We start from the raw sequence: 17,869 nt of genomic DNA on the forward strand, positions 1-17,869 counted from the left end.
GACTTTATGCAAAGGAGCTGATTAGGCGTTGATCAAACTAAAAAATGTCAACAAATACTTTGGTGCGAATCATGTGTTAAAAGACATCAATTTGGAGGTGGCTGAAGGCGAGAAAATAGTAATTATCGGTCCCTCTGGCTCAGGAAAGAGTACTACGGTACGATGCATGAACTTTTTGGAGCAGCCAACCAGCGGAGAAGTTTACGTAGACGGTGAACAGTTGACTGAAAAAAATAAGTTAACAATGGCTCGAAGTACTTCTGCAATGGTATTTCAGCAATTTAACTTATATCCTCATATGACGGTATTAGGGAATTTGACTCTAGGTTTAATGAAACTGCAGAAAAAATCCAAAAAAGAAGCAGATGAAATTGCCTTTAAATTTTTAGATACAGTTGGCTTGAGAGAAAAGGCCGATGCTTATCCAGCCATGTTATCTGGAGGACAACAGCAACGTGTAGCAATTGCTCGTGCACTCTGTAGCCAAAAGAAAGTAATTTTATTTGATGAACCAACATCTGCACTTGATCCTGAAACGGTGCAAGAAGTACTGGATGTCATGATTAAGCTTTCAGAAATGAATATTACAATGGTTGTGGTAACCCATGAAATGGGATTTGCAAAAAAAGTAGCAGATCGTGTTATTTTTATGGATGAGGGAATGATTGTGGAAGAAGGAACACCACAACATTTCTTTGAAAATCCAACCAATGAACGAACGAAAAGTTTCTTGAGTAAAATACTTAGATAAAACATATAGAAAATTGAATTCAATTAGAAAAGGAGAATGAAAATGAAAAAGCGTTCATTATGGTTGAGTGTTGTTGCATCTACAATGTTATTTTTGGGGGCTTGTGGAGGAAGTAGTGATGGGGATACTGCAGATAGCACAACAGCAGGAGGTACTACTAATCAAGTTACGGTAGCGGATATTAAGGAAGCAGGAGTTCTAAAAGTAGGCGTAAAAGAAGATGTTCCTGGATTTGGTTTACGCAATACAGACTCAAATGAAATAGAAGGATATGAGATTGATCTAGCTAAAAATATTGCCAAAGAAATTTTAGGCGATGAAAATGCGATTGAATTGACTCCAGTTACCGCAAAAACTCGCGGACCTTTATTGGACAATGGCGAAGTAAATATGATTATTGCTACTTTTACGATTACGGAAGAGCGAAAAGAAACATATAATTTTACCGATCGCTACTATGAAGATGCTGTTGGATTACTTGTGAAGAAGTCTGAAGGATATGCAGGTTTGAAAGATATGGATGGAGCAACCATCGGAGTATCACAAAGTTCTACTACAAAAGAAGCAATTTTAGCGGAAGCAGAACAATACGGAATCGAATTAGAATTCTCAGAGTATGCTACGTATCCAGAAATCAAAGCAGCATTGGATGCAGGTAGACTTCAAGCCTTTAGTGTAGACCGTTCTATTTTGGCAGGATATCTAGATGATGCAAGTGAAATTTTACCGGATCGTTTTGCTACTCAAGATTATGGGGTTGCGATTAAGAAACAAAATACTGAACTAGCAGATTATGTAAATGATTTGATTAATGAGTGGGAAAAAGATGGTATGTTGGCTGACAAACAGGCAGAATGGGGCATTGGCGAGTGATGAGAAGCACAAACCCATTTGCGTTTTGGCGGTGGGAAAGTCTGTTTAGCGAATTTGGTGCCATTGCGAAAGGGTTTGGAAGAACACTCCAAATTTCCGTACTGGCACTCCTTCTTGCTTTAACAGTGGGCATCATCATTGGAGTGCTCTCCACTTCCAAAAACAAACCAGTTGTCGTTCTGTCACGTATTTATGTGGAATTTTTCCAAAACATTCCTTTAGTCATCCAGATTTTCTTTCTATATAATGGACTAGCAATAGCTGGTTTGTTGCTTTCTGAGTTTACAATTGGAGTGGTAGGAGTAGGATTATATCATGGAGCCTACATTGGAGAAGTTGTTCGAGCAGGAATTTTAGCGGTCCCAAATGGGCAGCATGAAGCTTCCTATTCAGAAGGGTTCACCTATGTACAAACGATGCGTTATATCATACTTCCACAAATTGTAAAAACTATTTTACCACCGCTGACCAATCAAGCGGTGAATTTAATTAAAAACACTTCGGTATTAGCTATCATTGCTGGAGCAGATTTAATGTATGCTGCTGATTCTTATGCAAGTTACTCGTTAAATTATGGCCCAGCGTATATTGTAGCGGGACTTTTGTACTTTGCACTCTGTTTTCCATTGGCTACTTTTGCAAGGAAATATGAAGAGAAATTGAAGCGAGAAGACTGGATCACGATTGACACAGGAATTGATTTGCCGGAGGTGATGGAATGATTGAATCCATACAAAATATTTTCACAGGTTCCAATCTAAACTTTTTAATGAGTGGATTGCAGACTTCCTTATTAATTTCTGTTTTTGTTGTTCTTGCTTCCATTCTTTTTGGATCATTTCTAGGTTTATTGCGGAATTACGAGAGAATATTTTTTGGTAGAATTGCTGGATTTTATATTGAATTATTCCGAAATACACCACTTTTACTTTGGATGCTTTTTTGTGCCTTTTTAATTCCAGGTTTAAACTTAGTTATTAAAGGTTCCATCGCTCTCTTTTTATATACTTCAGCGGTAGTAGCTGAAATTGTTCGTGGTGGGTTAAACGCTATTCCTAAAGGACAATTTGAAGCTGCAAATTCACAAGGATTTTCTTTTACACAAACCTTATGGTATATCATTCTTCCACAAACGTTTAAAATGATTATTCCTTCTTTGTTATCTCAAGTTATAACTACCTTTAAAGATACATCATTTTTAGCCGGCTTAGGTATTTTAGAATTTACTAGAAGTGGACAAATTGTATTGGCAAAAGTAACAAAAACTTCAGAGGTATTTCTTATCTTTGGATTTTTAGCACTGGTTTACTTTTTGATTTCCTTTACACTTTCTTCTATCGTAAGGCGTTGGCACAAAAAGAATGCAACATTAACTTAGATTCGATATGAAAAATAGACTTGCTTGGCTGGATATGAAAAAAGCCATTCAGAGTCTATTTTTTTGAGTAGATATAGAAGATTAATAAAAATTAATCATTTCAGCTGCAAGATGGGGTCAAACACTTGACATAAAAGCTGTTTATACAGCATGCTAGGTTAAATAGATTAAAATAATAAGGAAGCAAGAGGAACCAAGTATGAATCCACTTTTCAGAATGTTTTTAAAATTAATATCTTCGCCAAAAATAGATATGCGAGAAGATTATTTAAAAATCAGAAAAATACAAGAAATTTTATCAATAAAGCCAAGTAAAAGATATAACATTATGGATCATCAAATTTATGCCGAAGGGAATACACACAATATTCCTGTGCGTGTCTTTCATCCTCAGGAAAAGAAACATGATGATATCTTATTATTTTTTCATGGTGGTGGATGGGTATTAGGAAATATTGATACGTACACAAACGATTGCATTCGCATGGCGGAACAAACAGGAAGAATTGTGTTGTCCGTAGATTACCGAAAAGCTCCGGAATATCCTTTCCCAGCTGGATTTGATGATTGTTATCGAGTGGCAGATGTCCTCCTTCATCAATTGGAATTAACAGGAATTCCAAATATTTCGTATATAAATTTAATTGGAGATTCTGCTGGAGGAAATCTAGTAGCTGCAGTTTCATTGAGATTGCGAAATGAAGGAAAAAGCTTCCTAAGAAACAAATCCTAATCAATCCTGTTACTTATTGGGATCATAAAGAAACGGCTTATTTTGATAGTATTTGTGAGAATGGATATGATTACGGCTTAACTTCTAAAAAGATGCAGGCCTATATGGAAATGTATGAGCCGGATGAAGAAATACGGAAGATTTCCTATATATCGCCATTGATGGAGAATGATCTTACAAATCAACCCGATACCTTTCTTCTTACTGCAGAATTTGATCCCCTTCGAGATGAAGGAGAAGCGTATGGTAAGAAATTAGCCGACGCTGGAAATAGAGTTAAAGTCTACCGTATGTATGATACCGTTCATAATTTTATAACGGGACCGATGACGTTGGCACCTGTTCAAAAAGCTTATCAACTAATCAATGAGTTTTTAAATGAAGGGATAGATTTGGAAAGGAAGTGAAGAAATTGGAAAGCAGAATGAACAGGCACCGCAAAAAATGGGTGCGTTTGGATAATGCTTCTAATATCTTCTTGGCTGCAATGTCTCCGAGAGACACAAAAGTTTTTCGAATTAGTGCGGAGGTTACAGAAACAGTAGATCCGGAATTATTACAAGAAGCCCTGAATCGAACATTTGATAAATATTTACTTTATCACAGTGTTTTGAGAAGAGGATTCTTTTGGTATTATTTGGAAGAAAGTGGTCTAAGACCGACCGTTCAACTAGATAACCGACCTACTTGTGAGGCCTTGTATCACTTTGATCGCAAGGAACTTCTCTTTCGTGTAGTTCATTGGAAAAAAAGAATCAGTTTAGAAGTGTTTCATATTTTATCTGATGGTACCGGAGCCATGTGGTTTTTTGAAGATTTACTAAAGGAATATATTTTGTTGCGACACCCAGAAATCGATGCCAATGAAGAAGAACTTCCACAAATTAATCGCTCCGAAGATAGTTTTATCCGTTATTTTCATAAAAATGAACAACGAAATTTTACTGAATCTGCACAATCGGCTATTCAATCTTTGACGGAAGCAGGAAAGGTAGCTGGTAAGTATGCCACTGCTTATGGAAAAAAAGCTAAAAGCCTTTTGATGCCGGTAGCTGATCGTGATAAAAGTGGTAAAAAAGTATATCAAGTAAAAGGAACGTATACCCCAGATAGTCGGCCACGAATTGTAGAGATGGAATTTCCAGTAAAAGAAGTTATTCAATTAGCCAAAAAAGAAAATATCTCTTTAACAATTTATTTAACCGCACTATTTATAGAAGCGACTCGTCTTTCTGCAAAAGAGTTTAAAGGCACCGAAACGATTGCTGTTTCTGTGCCAGTGAATCTTCGTCAATTTTTCCCATCTCATTCCGCTCGTAATTTTTTTAGTGTGACCCGATTGGAATATACGTACGAATTAGAAAAGGAAAACTCGATTAGAGAGATTTCTCAGGAATTAAAGCGTCAGTTTGAGCCGCAGCTAACTAAAGAAAGCTTAGAAGGATGGCTAACTAAATTAATTGCTTTTGAATACAATCCTTTTGCTCGAATAGCTATTCGTCCGATAAAAGATTTGATGCTCAAATGGATCAATCATCAAAACAATCGAAATCTTACCTTAGCCATTTCCAATTTAGGTCGAGTTAAATTTAACGAGTATGTTGATCCTTTTATAGAGCAAGTATATTTTCATACGGTTGCTGTTCGTCCTCAATTTTGTGCGATTAGTCATGGTGAGGTTTTGACCGTTACGTTTTCTAGTCCCTATATTGAAACCGACATTGAACAAGAATTTGCTTTAATGCTTACTGAAAAAGAAATTCCAATTACCATTGCTGTTAATAAAGTTACGCAAGAGGAATTAGGAGGCGAATCTAAATGAACTACTGTCCTCACTGTCGTGTTTCTGTAAAAGGCGATTGGGAAAGGTGTCCTCTTTGTGATACTAAATTAGAACAAAGAGAAGGAGAAAGACTAGCTAGTCCCTATCCTAATACTCCTTTACGATTTGATAAACAAAAAGCAACGAAGTACCTGCTAGCCGTTTCTTTTTTAATAATCATCGCAACCTACTTGCTAGGACTTTTATGGAAAGGGCAAGTACAAGGATTACAAGGAGCTTTATTTGGGATTATGACGATGTGGTTAGTAGTATTAATTATTATTCGAAAACGACGGAATTTAATTAAAAGTATTTTCTACTTATTAGTATCTCTTTCTTTCGTTTGTGCGTACTTTGATTACGTCATTGGCTGGACAGGTTGGTCAACCACATACGCTGTGCCAATCATTTGTGGTGCTTCCATAATAGCCATGTTCTTAACCATCCGATTTATAAAAATAAAAACGGGGGATTATATTCTGTATTTAATGGCTGCAGCTTTAGTAGGGCTGGTTCCGATTCTCTTTTTATTTTTAGATTGGGTTACAAAAGCATGGCTAGCGTGGATTTCTTTTGGTTTAAGTCTAATTATGTTAATCCTCATTTTTATTTTTCAAGGAAAAGAAATTAAAAAAGAGTTTCAGAAAAGAATGTTTATTTGAAAATAAATTTATTTTATATCATTATATTATTTCAATCATATCGCTTATGTTATGATAAAATCAAAAGAATGATAGGAGTGAAGATTTATGAAGAGAATAATAAGTGCTTCTCTCATACTTTTACTGGCCGGATGTTCAACGGGTAGTAAGGATAACGAGTCTACTAGCTCCATAGGTTCTGATACTGTCGCACAATCATCGGTAGTTGAATCCAATACTTCCATGGAGTCTACGAGTTCTCTTCCAGTAGAGTCATCAAAAAGTGAAGAGAGTAATAAAAATAATGTAGAAGGACTAGAAACTGATGAATCTTCATCGATCCGTTTGTATGTCCCTGACACCTTACGAGAAGACGAAGAATCTGATCTATTTGGTGAAGTAATAGAGGTTGCGGAACAATTTACTACCGAAAGTGCACCCTTAAGCGAAGAAGGTTTGTTTACTCTTAGTTATACAGGATATTATATTGAGAACGAAGAGGGGAATATTCAAGCTTACTTTATCGGAGTAAACCGTGTAGGAGAACCATTAAGTAATCTCAGTTTTACACTAAATTTTTTAGTGGGAGAAACTGCTGTTTGGGATCACGTTACTTTTACTTTAGATGAAAGTGAATTTGGAGTTCAACCAAATCAATCAGCAATGCCTATTTTCTTGGATATTCCAGTTGGTAAAGAACAGATTTTAATGGATGCTAAACCAGAAGAAACTTTTATTGAAATAAAAGATTTAGCCATGGAATAAATGATATAAAAGACGCTGATTAAAGCGTCTTTTTTTATTAAGAAATATTTAGGAATTGAAATGGTAGATGTTAAAAGCAAGCTTCCTGTATACTGAAAGAAGTAAAAAATGAGAAAGAACTTTTAGTAGGGGGAAAGAGACATGCAAAAAGAAGTTGCAATGATAACGGGAGCCAGCTCTGGTATCGGTCGAGAAATGGCTAAACAATTGAGCAAACAAGGTTATGAATTAATCTTGATGGCTCGTCGTGAAGACCGTTTAAAACAAATACGAGCAGAAGTGAATACCGCTTGTGAGATTCTCAGTGTAGATTTATCAATTCCAGAAGAATGCATGAATGTATATGAAAAAACAAAAGAAAAAAATATAACGGTTCTTATTAACTGTGCTGGATTTGGTGCTTTTGGAACTTTTACCGATATCCCTCTAGAAAAAGAATTACAAATGATTGATGTAAATATTAAAGCCGTTCATATTCTTACAAATCTTTTTTTGAAAGATTTTCGAAGAAAGAATAAAGGTTCTATTTTGAATGTTTCATCCGTAGCCGGATTACTTCCAGCTGGACCTTATATGGCGGCTTATTACGCGTCTAAGTCCTATGTAACCAGTCTTACATTAGCAATCGCTCAAGAGTTAGCAGATGATAAAAGTGACGTATACATAGGAGCATTGTGTCCTGGACCAGTTGCTACTGAATTTAATGACGTAGCAGAAGTCTCTTTTGGACTTTCTAGCATTTCAGCAAAGGACTGTGCATCATACGGATTAAAAAAAATGTTCCAAAAGAAAACGATTATTGTACCGAGTACACTTGTTCGTTTATCAAGCTCCGCATCCCGTTTGATTCCTAGAAAATGGGTAGTCGCCGTTACTGGCAATCAGCAAAAGAAAAAAAATAAAAATAACAAATAAAAAAATAGGGAAGGGCGTTATTATAAATGCAGAAAGTATATATCGTTGGTGCAAAACGAACGCCAATCGGATCTTTTTTAGGCTCCTTAAAGGATGCCTCTGCAGCTCATTTAGGAAGTACAGCTGTTAAAGGTATTTTGAAAGAAAGTGGAGTAGCTGTTGAAGATATTAATGAAGTAATGATCGGGAATGTCTTACCAGCAGGACAAGGACAAGGAGTTGCTCGTCAAGTTTCTATCCATTCAGGAATACCTGTCACCGTACCCGCTTATGGAGTGAACATGGTTTGTGGGAGTGGTATGAAAACAGTTATGAATGCATACATGAGTATTGTAGCAGGGGAGAATCAAGTGGTGATTGCTGGCGGTGTGGAATCCATGAGTCAAGCACCTTACATGGTTCCAGGGAAATCTCGAACTGGATTAAGATTAGGAAATGTTGAAATGGAAGATCATATGGTAAAAGATGGTTTAACCGATGTTTTTAATGATTATCATATGGGAATGACTGCTGAAAATATTGTAAAACAATATGGAATTGGTAGGGAAGAACAAGATGAATTTGCCTATCAATCTCAACAAAAAGCAATTCAAGCAGTAGATGCAGGAGAATTTCAAGCAGAAATTACCCCTGTAGAAATGATTACTCGTAAAGGAACTAATCTCATTGATACAGATGAATATCCGAATCGGCATACAAATCTAGATAAATTAGCTAGTTTACGACCGGCATTTACAAAAAGTGGGACCGTAACGGCTGGAAATGCTTCTGGAATAAATGATGGTGCTAGTGCTACGTTACTCGTTGGAGAAACGTATCTCCGTGAACATCATTTAAAACCACTAGCAGAAATTATTTCTGTAGGACAAGGAGGAGTTGACCCTTCTGTCATGGGGTTAGGACCTACACCTGCAATTAAAAAAGCTTTGAAACGTGCTGGTTTGACGCTAGAACAAATTGATATCTTGGAGTTAAATGAAGCATTCGCTGCTCAAAGCCTTGGAGTCATTCATGAACTTACAAAAGAATTCGATATCGACAAGAAAACACTTATGAATCGTACGAATATCAATGGAGGTGCGATAGCATTAGGGCATCCTATCGGAGCAAGTGGGAATAGAATCTTAGTGACTTTGATTCATCTTTTAAAGAAAAAAATCTCGAATATGGATTAGCAAGTTTATGCATCGGTGGCGGTATGGGTACCGCAATTATTATTCGCAATCCTAATTTTGAATCAAAAAAATAATAAAATAATTATCTCGTTTGTAGGTAGCAATGGATACCTATCAGCGAGATTCTTTTTGTTAAAAAAACGTAAAAAAGATCAATCATAAACATAAGGGCAGTAGATGGAATATATCGCAAATAAATGGTATAATTTCATGTGTTCATTTCATAATGAAAAGAAATCGTACATGATAGATAGAGTGTGTTTTCGAAAGGAGATCACCATTGGTAGAAAACATAAAAGATATAGATAAAGAAAAAAAACGAATGGAACACGTTATAAATGTAATGTCAAATGAAGCAGAACGTTTAGAAAGTGAATATGCCACGAAGTTAGATCGTCAAAAGAAACTGTTGAAAGAGTCTGTTTATATTAAAATTAATAATAGTTCCTCAGAGGCAATGTGGGAATCATCAGGAGAACTACGAAATTTTGAACAGGACTTAGCTATAAAAAGTAATGAATTGAATCAAGTACAAAATCGTAGAGCTGTTTTAGAAAAAATGAAAGAAGAACCTTACTTTGGTAGAATTGACTATCGAGAAGTCGTTGAAAATGAAGATGAACAAATCTATATCGGGATAGGATCTCTTTTTGAAGAGGGAGAGAATTTGATTGTAGATTGGCGTGCACCGATTGCTTCGCTTTATTATGAAGGAAATGTAGGAGACACTGTTCGGTTGCGTTTTGGAGATAGAACGGAAGCGTTTGAAGTAGATTTGAAGAGACAATTCCGCGTAAAAGATGGTGAAATTCTTGGAATGATTGATACGGACAATGTTATGGGAGATCCTTATTTATTAGAAGTGTTAGAGTCTGGGTCTTCCCATCAGATGGGGGCTGTAGTCGCTACACTACAAAAGGAACAAAACCAAATTGTGCGACAAACAAATTTCAGAAATGTCTTAATTCAAGGAATAGCAGGTTCTGGAAAAACAGTAGTCATGATGCAGAAAATTGCCTACTTGCTCTATACGTTTAAAAATTCTTTAAAACCAAATGAAATTTTACTTTTTTCACCAAATCGTATATTTCAAGAGTATATTTCTCAAGTGCTTCCTTCCTTGGGTGAATGGGATGTGGAAGGAAATACCTTCTCACAATTTATAAAAAAGAGAATGCCAAGCTTCCGTTTGAAACAAATAGAAGTGGGAGAACAAACTGCTTTTGCAGTATTAAAAGGAAGTTCGGAATTTTATGAAGCCATTCATCGCTATGGAAGAGTGTTAAAAAAGAAATATCTTCGTTTTACTGATATTATTTTTCGAGAAGAAGTTTTGATTTCTAAAAATGAAATGCAAGAAATGTTTACTAGGATTGAGAGTAAGGGTTCTCTTTCTGCAAAACTTGATATTTTAAATTCTCTCCTTTTACAGAGAATGGAAGAGCTAAAAGCAGAAGCATTGAGTGAGGACTGGGTAGAGGAAGAAATTCAAAACCTTTCAACCGATGCCATTCATCAATTTGAAACACATTCTCACACGATAGTAAATATAGAAGGTAGAATGCGAAAAGAGATTGTAGAAAAAGCGTTTCGACCAATTGAAAAACGAATTATGAATCAAGGATATTTCCTGTATAAGAATCAATACCTTCATTTTCTCCGTGCGATTCCTCAGCTAGTTGATTTAAATAAATTCCAAATTAGTAGAGAAGAATGGCAAGAACATATTCAAGAAGTAGCTGATATGCTCCGTGAGAATAAGCTAACTACAGAAGATATGACTAGTTTTTATGCACTGTTGTTGCAAATGAAAGGTCTCGTAAAACAAAAAAGTTATCAGTATATTTGTATAGATGAGGTACAAGATTTCACTCCATTCCAACTACAAGTGTTGCGTGACTTGTATCCAGGAGCTCGTTATGTGATGGCAGGAGATCTTAATCAAAACATTTGGCAAAATCGTTTAGCTTTTGAAGATTTGAAAATAATTTTTGGAACAGAAATCAATCAGCAAAAATTATGGACTAGTTATCGTTCCACAAAAGAAATCATGGATTTTGCGGATCAATTTGCTAGTTTAACAGATGGAAAAGCAAATCCGATTCGGTCTCGTAAGAAGCCAGAAGTACTATTTGCAAATGAGGATGCTTATTTACAACAAATTAAAGTACGTTTGGAAGAACGTTTAAAAAATGAAGAAAGAGTTGCTTTCTTAGCTCCCAATATTCAAGTAGCTGAAACATTTACTAAAATATTGGATCAATTAGAAGTTTCTTTTAAAAAAGTATATACGGATAACGATACGTTAAATCATCCTGTTATTGTAATGCCGATTGGACTTGCGAAAGGATTGGAATTCGATACAGTCTTTGCATTAGGTATGGATGAAAAAAATTCCCCTCAAAAACAAGTGTGGTATACCATTTTCAGTAGAGCGATGCATCAATTGTATATTCTTGTTGAAGACGAGCAATCGCCACTGCTTAAGGGAGTAGCCAAAGAAACGTACGATCGAGCAGAATAAAAAACAGGAATGAGATTAAATCTCATTCCTGTTTTTATATTCAGATTACAAGTTAAAGGATTACAGATGAAACTTATTTCGGAAAATAGGGCCCAGAATACGAAAAAGAATAATGGCTACCCCTGCACCTACGATTCCTTGAAGAAGGTTCATAGGAAAAGCTGCTATTGCTGCAGGTAGTCCAAATAAAAACCATTCTGCTAAAATGTAACCGGTAGCCATCCATACCCCAGATAAAAGGACGGACAACCAAATGTTTTTCGTTTTAAAATATAACCATCCAGCAAGAAAACCTTCTGCTCCTTTTATCAAAAAGGTAAAAGGAATATAGATTGCATAGCCAGCAATTAGATCAGCTAAGGCACTACCAATGCTACCTACCCAAAAACCAGCCATAGGTCCCATAATTAAGGCAGCAAGTAAAACGACACCATCTCCCATATTAAGATAACCTTGCGCATATGGAATGGGTAGTCTAAACAACAGAGTAGAAACTACCGTTAAGGAAGCGAACAAAGAAAAGAGTACGATCCGATGCGTTTTTCGCTCATTATTCATATTATTCAGGAAGATTACCACCTTTTTGTATTTCCATATAGTATAGCATGGAGTGGGAAAAATTCGAATTGAAATTTAAAATCTCTCACAAAAGTAAAACGTTTGATATAATAAGAAAGGAATGAAATAAAAAAAGAAAGGCAGGAGGACAAAGATGCGTCAACCAAGAATTTTAGTTATCCAAGATATATCCGCGAGTTGTCGAATTTCGATGAATGTAGCTTTACCTGTGTTGAGTTGTTTGAATAATGGTGTGAATATCTTGCCGACTGCTTTACTTTCCACACATACGGGATCCAGCTTTCCAGACTATACCTTTTTAGATCTTACTGGCGAACTAAAAAAAATAGTAGCTCATTGGCGTGAATTAGACTTGAAATTTGATGGTATTTTAATAGGATACTTAGGATCTCTGGAACAGATTAGTTTAGTAGAAGAAATCATTGAACATTTTTTAAAGGACGAAGGGATAAGTGTTCTTGATCCAGTTATGGGAGATCATGGAATTCTTTATTCTGGTTTTGATGATGAATATATTTCAGAGATGAGACAACTTTGTGGGATGGTATCTGTACTAATCCCTAATATGACCGAAGCTAGTTTTCTTTTGCAAAAGGAATATTCGACCATTCCTTATACAGAAGAAATGATTCACGAATACTTGCAAGAACTTTCTCATCTACATAATGGGAAATCAGTTTTAACAGGTATTTCTTATGATGGAGAAAATATTGGTGCTGCTTGTTTTGATCAAGAGAAACATGAGTATGCATCGGCTCTAGCTCCTATTCAACCAGCCCATTTTGATGGAACGGGAGACTTGTTTAGTAGTGTGGTAGCCGGTTATCTCTTCCAAGGGAAATCTTTAGCATTTGCTACGAAAACGGCAGTGGAATATATAAATCGGGTCATTGTGCGAACACTAGAAAGTGGAATGGATTTGAAATATGGAATCCAATTTGAAACGGATCTACCTTATTTGATCGAACGATTGTATCAATAAACAAATGAAATCAATTAGTACCGCTTGTTCTGAAAGAATGGTAAAATTGAATAATAGTTATTTAAAATAATAAAGAATGATAAAATTTGTCGAAATGAGGAGATTAATAATATGGCAACAGAAGAAATGAAAAAACGTTCTGAAGTTCCAGTAGAACTTACTTGGGATCTTGGAGCAATATTTGAATCAGAAGAAGCATTTGAAAAAGAAGTTGATTCCTTAAAAGAAAAAGTAGAAAATTTTGTAGAAAAATATACAGGAAATCTGAAAAATCAAGAAACGGTTATGGACTCCTTTCACGACTATGAAAAGATTTTGGTATCTGCTTCCTTAGTAAACCACTATGCTTTTTTACCAGAGTCTACTGATCTAACAAATCCTAAAAATACAATTCAATCACGTAAAATGGAAAATTTATTGGCAAATGTTTTTGCTTCCTTGTCTTTCTTTATGTCTGAACTCACTCAATTGGATGATGAGCTGTTAGATGAAGTAGCAAAAACTGAACCGAAATTCCAATCTTTTATTCGTCATACAAAAAAAGATAAAAAAGTACAACTAGATCCTACTGTAGAAAAGGCTTTAGCTCAACTATCTCCAACCTTAAATGCTCCTATTAATATCTATGAACAAGCTCGCTTAGCTGACATGGATTTTGGTAGCTTTACGGTTGATGGGACAGAATATCCATTAAGTTTTGTTTCCTATGAAGAATTTTATATGTATCATAATGACACGAAGATTCGACGAGCGGCATTTGATAAATTTTCTAGTGTTTTAAAACAATATGAAAATGTAACAGCTGCAGCTTATTACACGAAAGTACAAACAGAAAAAACAATTGCTACCATGCGTGGTTTTGATTCGGTCTTTGATTATCTTTTATATGATCAAGAAGTTGATCGTGAAATGTACAACCGTCAAATTGATGTAATCATGTCCGATTTAGCTCCGGTTATGCAAAAATATATAACACATTTAAAAGAGGTAAAAGGACTTGATAAAGTTACTTATGCCGATTTAAAGATTGACTTAGATCCAGAATATTCACCAAAAGTTACTGTAGAAACTTCTAAAGAATTAGTTAAAGATGCTATTTCCATCCTAGGAGAAGAGTATACCGAAATGATTTTGAAAGCTTATCCAGAGCGTTGGGTAGACTTTGCTCAAAATGTTGGGAAATCTACTGGAGGATTCTGTACAATCGTGCCAGGAGTTCATCCGTATGTTTTAATGAACTGGAATGATCAACTAAGTAATGTCTATACATTAATTCATGAATTTGGTCATGCAGGGCAAATGATGTTAGCAGAAGAAAATAATTCTGTACTAGGAGATAGTCCTTCTTTATATTTGATTGAAGCGCCATCTACATTTAATGAATTACTATTAACGGACTCGCTCACACATAAAACAGATGATCCACGCATGGAACGATTTGCCTTAACAAAAATGCTAACGGATACTTACTTCCATAATTATGTAACTCATTTATTGGAAGCAGCCTACCAAAGAGAAGTATATAAAATGGTGGATGAAGGAATTAGTTTTGATGCAGCTAAATTAAGCGAAATTAAACGCAATGTATTGGAACAATTCTGGGGCGATGCAGTTGAAATTAATCCAGGAGCAGAACTAACATGGATGCGACAATCACATTATTATATGGGATTATATTCGTACACGTATTCTGCAGGATTGACGATTGCGACTCAAGCATTTCTACATGTGAAAGAAGAAGGTCAACCAGCTGTTGAAAATTGGTTGAAGTTCTTGAAGAGTGGAGATCAATTCCGTTCTGCAGAAGCAGCAGCTGTTGCTGGAGTAGACATTAAAACAGATAAACCATTGAAGGATACCATCCAATATTTAGATGATTCTGTAGAACGTATTATTCAACTAACCAAAGAACTATCCAATTAAGCAATTTAAAGAAGCAGGATGAAAATCCTGTTTTTTTTATAGATTTTTATAATCAAATGAGTGAAGTGATAAAACTATTTAAATAATTAATTAAAAATAAATGAGAAAACAGTTGACAAGGAACTCAATATCTAATAGAATACATAAATAACAAGACAACTAAATAAACAACATCAATGATGAAGAGAGTAAATCAGAATATTTTTCTAAAGCGAGCTAGGACAGAGTGGAAGCCTAGTAGAAAAAGTTTGATTGAAACGCACTTCATGGATGGAGAAGTGAACGTTAAGTAGCTTCTTCCGCATTTCAGGCGTTACTAAAATGAGGTGGATTTGTCATATGGACAGATCAACTAGAGTGGTACCGCGGAATCATATAAATTGACCCGTCTCTTGCGATAGCAGGGGACGGTTTTTTGTTATCTAAAATAACAAGAATGCTTCTACATAAGTGATTAAGTAAAATATAAAAGGAGAGATTTGGAAACTATGTCGATAGAATTTTTACGAACCTATTTACCACTTTATTTTCAAGGTGCAGGATACACTGTAGCCTTATCATTAATCGCAATTGTAATAGGGGTTCTTCTAGGATCTTTATTAGCGATTATGAAAATGTCTGACAACCGATTTATTTACCATCTCTCTAATGCATATATTCAAGTAGTTCGCGGAACACCATTACTAGTTCAATTATTTATAATCTATTATGGTTTATTTATGATTATTGAATTGCCTGATTTTGTTTCTGGAGTGATAACCGTAGCATTGAATTCAGCCGCCTATATTGCTGAAATTATCCGTGCGGGAATTCAAGCGGTAGATAAAGGACAAATGGAAGCTGCTCGTTCTATTGGAATGAGTCACAATCTAGCGATGAAAAAAATCATTTATCCACAAGCATTAAAAAATATTCTTCCAGCATTAGGAAATGAGTTTATTACCTTGATGAAAGAATCAGCAATCATCTCGGTAATAGGGATGAGAGAACTTATGTTTAATGCACAAATCGTTTATGGAGCTACTTATAAACCATTCTTACCTTATATAATTGCAGCTGTATTCTACTTCGTCTTGACAACCATTGCTTCAACATTACTAGGAATTTTTGAAAGAAGGTTAAAACAAAGTGATTAAAACAACTGATTTAAGAAAATCGTTTGGAGATAAGGAAGTACTTAAAGGAATTAATGAAGAAGTGAAAGATGGAGAAGTGGTCGTTGTAATAGGACCTTCAGGATCTGGTAAGAGTACTTTCCTTCGTTGCCTTAACTTATTAGAAGACCCTACATCCGGTCAAATAATTTTTGAAGACCAAGTAATCAATGAGAAGAACGTAAATATTGATCAAATTCGTACTAAAATGGGAATGGTTTTCCAGGGTTTTAATCTCTTTCCTCATTTAACAGTCATGCAAAATATTACGATTGGACCTCATCAAATAAAGAAACTAAGTCAAGAAGATGCTAAAAAAGTTGGAATGAAGTTATTGGAAAGCATGGGATTAGCAGATAAAGCAGATGCGTATCCAAGCTCACTATCAGGAGGACAAAAACAAAGGATTGCGATTGCTAGAGCATTAGCAATGGAACCTCAAATGATGTTGTTTGATGAACCAACTTCTGCTCTGGATCCCGAAATGGTTGGAGAAGTTCTACAAGTAATGAAAAGACTTGCTGAACAAGGAATGACCATGATTGTGGTGACACATGAAATGGGATTTGCTAGAGAGGTTGGAGATCGTATTATTTTTATGGATGATGGGATGGTTGTAGAGAGAGGAAAACCGAATGATATCTTTGATCACCCACAACATGCACGAACAATCGATTTTCTTTCTAAAATATTGTAATATGTTTTACTAAAAATGAAATGAATTAGGGGGAAGTAATATGAAAAAGAATTGGTTAAAAGGAATACTCGGAACAATGTCAATACTTGCTTTAGCAGCCTGTGGAGGAGAAACTGGAACAAGTGATTCTTCAGAAGGAATGGGTTCAGCGAACTCTGAATCAGAAGTAGTCCTTACTGATGATAGTAAATTAGCAGATATTCAAGAGAAGGGCGAATTAGTAATGGCAACAACTGCTGATTATCCGCCTTATGAGTGGCATTTAGTAAAAGATGGAAAAGATGAAATTGTTGGATTCGAGATTGATATCGCAAAAGCAATTGCGGAAGAAATTGGAGTAGAGTTAGTTATAAAAGATATGGACTTTGATGGTCTGATCCCTGCTTTGACTACTGGGAAAGTGGATATTGTTCTAGCAGGAATGAATCCAACTCCAAAACGTGCAGAGAGTGTTGATTTTACGGACGTTTACATTTCTCAAAAAGATGTAGTATTGATTAGAAAAGAAGATGCTGATAAATACACTTCTAAAGAATCATTGACAGACGCTAAATGGGCAACACAAAAATCAACCATCCAAGAAGATTTTATTAAAGAAGAATTTGCTGATTCTTATCTACAATCGGTTGGTAAGTGGGGAACGGCAATCCTATCATTAAATACTAAAAAAGTGGATGCAATCTTGATGGTAGATAATACAGCTGGTCGTTATGCAGATGAAAATGAAAACTTAATGATTGCAGAATTGGATATTGAAAGTTCACCAAATGAAGCAGCTGTTGCTGTTGCAAAAGATAATGGTAGCTTACTAGCAAAAGTAAATGAAATCATTGATGAAATGAAAGCCTCTGGGGACATTGATCAATTAATATCAGACAATGTTCAATTAATGGAAGAAAATACAATAGAATAAAAACAAAAAAGATACTCCATAAAATTGGAGTATCTTTTTTGTTT

The 17,869-nt window shown here is 35.4% G+C and carries 17 protein-coding genes, 1 pseudogene and 1 other annotated feature; of the genes and pseudogenes, 17 read left to right on the forward strand and 1 reads right to left on the reverse strand.

The genetic code is table 11. The features are described from left to right. Positions 1 to 28 precede the first annotated feature (28 nt). The 12 genes and pseudogenes from LZ578_RS04285 (at position 29) to helD (ending at position 11,577) form a co-directional block, all read left to right on the forward strand. Entirely contained in the window at positions 29 to 751 is a 723-nt protein-coding gene (locus tag LZ578_RS04285; protein WP_235146093.1) for an amino acid ABC transporter ATP-binding protein, read from the forward strand. A gap of 42 nt (positions 752 to 793) precedes the next feature. Then, a complete protein-coding gene (locus LZ578_RS04290) occupies positions 794 to 1,624 on the forward strand; it encodes a transporter substrate-binding domain-containing protein (RefSeq protein WP_311198594.1) in 831 nt (276 codons plus the stop codon). Beyond that, entirely contained in the window at positions 1,624 to 2,346 is a 723-nt protein-coding gene (locus LZ578_RS04295; protein ID WP_235146095.1) for an amino acid ABC transporter permease, read from the forward strand. The genes LZ578_RS04290 and LZ578_RS04295 overlap by 1 nt, the downstream gene beginning before the upstream one ends. Beyond that, positions 2,343 to 3,002, forward strand: coding sequence for an amino acid ABC transporter permease (locus LZ578_RS04300; protein WP_235146096.1), 660 nt, complete (start codon positions 2,343 to 2,345; stop codon positions 3,000 to 3,002). Before LZ578_RS04295 ends, LZ578_RS04300 begins: the two co-directional genes overlap by 4 nt. A 199-nt stretch (positions 3,003 to 3,201) precedes the next feature. Further along, positions 3,202 to 3,735, forward strand: coding sequence for an alpha/beta hydrolase fold domain-containing protein (locus LZ578_RS12425; protein WP_255763937.1), 534 nt, complete (start codon positions 3,202 to 3,204; stop codon positions 3,733 to 3,735). Then, positions 3,735 to 4,142: an alpha/beta hydrolase fold domain-containing protein gene (locus LZ578_RS12430; protein ID WP_255763972.1), complete on the forward strand. Its 408-nt coding sequence runs from the start codon at positions 3,735 to 3,737 to the stop codon at positions 4,140 to 4,142. The genes LZ578_RS12425 and LZ578_RS12430 overlap by 1 nt, the downstream gene beginning before the upstream one ends. Before the next feature lie 5 nt (positions 4,143 to 4,147). Continuing rightward, positions 4,148 to 5,557 carry an alcohol acetyltransferase gene (locus LZ578_RS04310; protein ID WP_235146097.1) on the forward strand — a complete coding sequence of 470 codons (1,410 nt, stop codon included), beginning with the start codon at positions 4,148 to 4,150 and terminating at the stop codon, positions 5,555 to 5,557. Beyond that, entirely contained in the window at positions 5,554 to 6,219 is a 666-nt protein-coding gene (locus tag LZ578_RS04315) for a DUF6320 domain-containing protein (protein ID WP_235146098.1), read from the forward strand. The genes LZ578_RS04310 and LZ578_RS04315 overlap by 4 nt, the downstream gene beginning before the upstream one ends. A gap of 87 nt (positions 6,220 to 6,306) precedes the next feature. Continuing rightward, positions 6,307 to 6,963, forward strand: a complete 657-nt coding sequence (locus LZ578_RS04320; RefSeq protein ID WP_235146099.1) for a hypothetical protein — start codon at positions 6,307 to 6,309, stop codon at positions 6,961 to 6,963. Between the two features lie 141 nt (positions 6,964 to 7,104). Beyond that, positions 7,105 to 7,878 (forward strand): SDR family oxidoreductase, encoded by a 774-nt coding sequence (locus tag LZ578_RS04325; protein ID WP_235146100.1) that lies wholly within the window; start codon positions 7,105 to 7,107, stop codon positions 7,876 to 7,878. A gap of 26 nt (positions 7,879 to 7,904) precedes the next feature. After that, positions 7,905 to 9,127 (forward strand): annotated as a pseudogene (locus tag LZ578_RS04330) (acetyl-CoA C-acetyltransferase). A gap of 206 nt (positions 9,128 to 9,333) precedes the next feature. After that, positions 9,334 to 11,577, forward strand: coding sequence for an RNA polymerase recycling motor HelD (gene helD / locus LZ578_RS04335; protein WP_235146101.1), 2,244 nt, complete (start codon positions 9,334 to 9,336; stop codon positions 11,575 to 11,577). Between the two features lie 60 nt (positions 11,578 to 11,637). Here helD and LZ578_RS04340 read toward each other — a convergent pair whose 3' ends face one another. Continuing rightward, on the reverse strand, positions 11,638 to 12,135 hold the full coding sequence (locus tag LZ578_RS04340) for an ECF transporter S component (RefSeq protein ID WP_235146102.1): 498 nt from the start codon (positions 12,133 to 12,135) through the stop codon (positions 11,638 to 11,640). A 154-nt stretch (positions 12,136 to 12,289) separates the two neighbouring features. On the opposite strand from LZ578_RS04340, the gene LZ578_RS04345 reads away from it, so the two are divergent. From LZ578_RS04345 to LZ578_RS04365, 5 genes are all read left to right on the forward strand, one after another. Continuing rightward, a complete protein-coding gene (locus LZ578_RS04345) occupies positions 12,290 to 13,138 on the forward strand; it encodes a pyridoxamine kinase (protein WP_235146103.1) in 849 nt (282 codons plus the stop codon). 111 nt (positions 13,139 to 13,249) lie between these two features. Next, positions 13,250 to 15,061, forward strand: coding sequence for an oligoendopeptidase F (gene pepF, locus LZ578_RS04350; RefSeq protein ID WP_235146104.1), 1,812 nt, complete (start codon positions 13,250 to 13,252; stop codon positions 15,059 to 15,061). A gap of 167 nt (positions 15,062 to 15,228) precedes the next feature. After that, positions 15,229 to 15,457, forward strand: a binding site (T-box leader). 92 nt (positions 15,458 to 15,549) lie between these two features. Further along, positions 15,550 to 16,197 (forward strand): amino acid ABC transporter permease, encoded by a 648-nt coding sequence (locus LZ578_RS04355; protein WP_235146105.1) that lies wholly within the window; start codon positions 15,550 to 15,552, stop codon positions 16,195 to 16,197. Then, positions 16,190 to 16,912: an amino acid ABC transporter ATP-binding protein gene (locus tag LZ578_RS04360; protein WP_235146106.1), complete on the forward strand. Its 723-nt coding sequence runs from the start codon at positions 16,190 to 16,192 to the stop codon at positions 16,910 to 16,912. The genes LZ578_RS04355 and LZ578_RS04360 overlap by 8 nt, the downstream gene beginning before the upstream one ends. Positions 16,913 to 16,952: 40 nt before the next feature. Further along, positions 16,953 to 17,825, forward strand: coding sequence for a transporter substrate-binding domain-containing protein (locus LZ578_RS04365; protein WP_235146107.1), 873 nt, complete (start codon positions 16,953 to 16,955; stop codon positions 17,823 to 17,825). Positions 17,826 to 17,869 lie beyond the last annotated feature (44 nt).

The sequence above is a fragment of the Jeotgalibaca sp. MA1X17-3 genome, from assembly GCF_021513155.1.
Classification (GTDB): domain Bacteria; phylum Bacillota; class Bacilli; order Lactobacillales; family Aerococcaceae; genus Jeotgalibaca.

What these genes read in the sequence shown, in the direction of transcription:
- LZ578_RS04290 (WP_311198594.1), top strand. Translation starts at nt 794, where the DNA reads ATGAAAAAGCGTTCATTATGGTTGAGTGTTGTTGCATCTACAATGTTA.
- LZ578_RS04295 (WP_235146095.1), top strand. Translation starts at nt 1,624, where the DNA reads ATGAGAAGCACAAACCCATTTGCGTTTTGGCGGTGGGAAAGTCTGTTT.
- LZ578_RS04300 (WP_235146096.1), top strand. Translation starts at nt 2,343, where the DNA reads ATGATTGAATCCATACAAAATATTTTCACAGGTTCCAATCTAAACTTT.
- LZ578_RS12425 (WP_255763937.1), top strand. Translation starts at nt 3,202, where the DNA reads ATGAATCCACTTTTCAGAATGTTTTTAAAATTAATATCTTCGCCAAAA.
- LZ578_RS04315 (WP_235146098.1), top strand. Translation starts at nt 5,554, where the DNA reads ATGAACTACTGTCCTCACTGTCGTGTTTCTGTAAAAGGCGATTGGGAA.
- LZ578_RS04320 (WP_235146099.1), top strand. Translation starts at nt 6,307, where the DNA reads ATGAAGAGAATAATAAGTGCTTCTCTCATACTTTTACTGGCCGGATGT.
- LZ578_RS04325 (WP_235146100.1), top strand. Translation starts at nt 7,105, where the DNA reads ATGCAAAAAGAAGTTGCAATGATAACGGGAGCCAGCTCTGGTATCGGT.
- LZ578_RS04340 (WP_235146102.1), bottom strand. Translation starts at nt 12,135, where the DNA reads ATGAATAATGAGCGAAAAACGCATCGGATCGTACTCTTTTCTTTGTTC.
- LZ578_RS04345 (WP_235146103.1), top strand. Translation starts at nt 12,290, where the DNA reads ATGCGTCAACCAAGAATTTTAGTTATCCAAGATATATCCGCGAGTTGT.
- pepF (WP_235146104.1), top strand. Translation starts at nt 13,250, where the DNA reads ATGGCAACAGAAGAAATGAAAAAACGTTCTGAAGTTCCAGTAGAACTT.
- LZ578_RS04355 (WP_235146105.1), top strand. Translation starts at nt 15,550, where the DNA reads ATGTCGATAGAATTTTTACGAACCTATTTACCACTTTATTTTCAAGGT.
- LZ578_RS04365 (WP_235146107.1), top strand. Translation starts at nt 16,953, where the DNA reads ATGAAAAAGAATTGGTTAAAAGGAATACTCGGAACAATGTCAATACTT.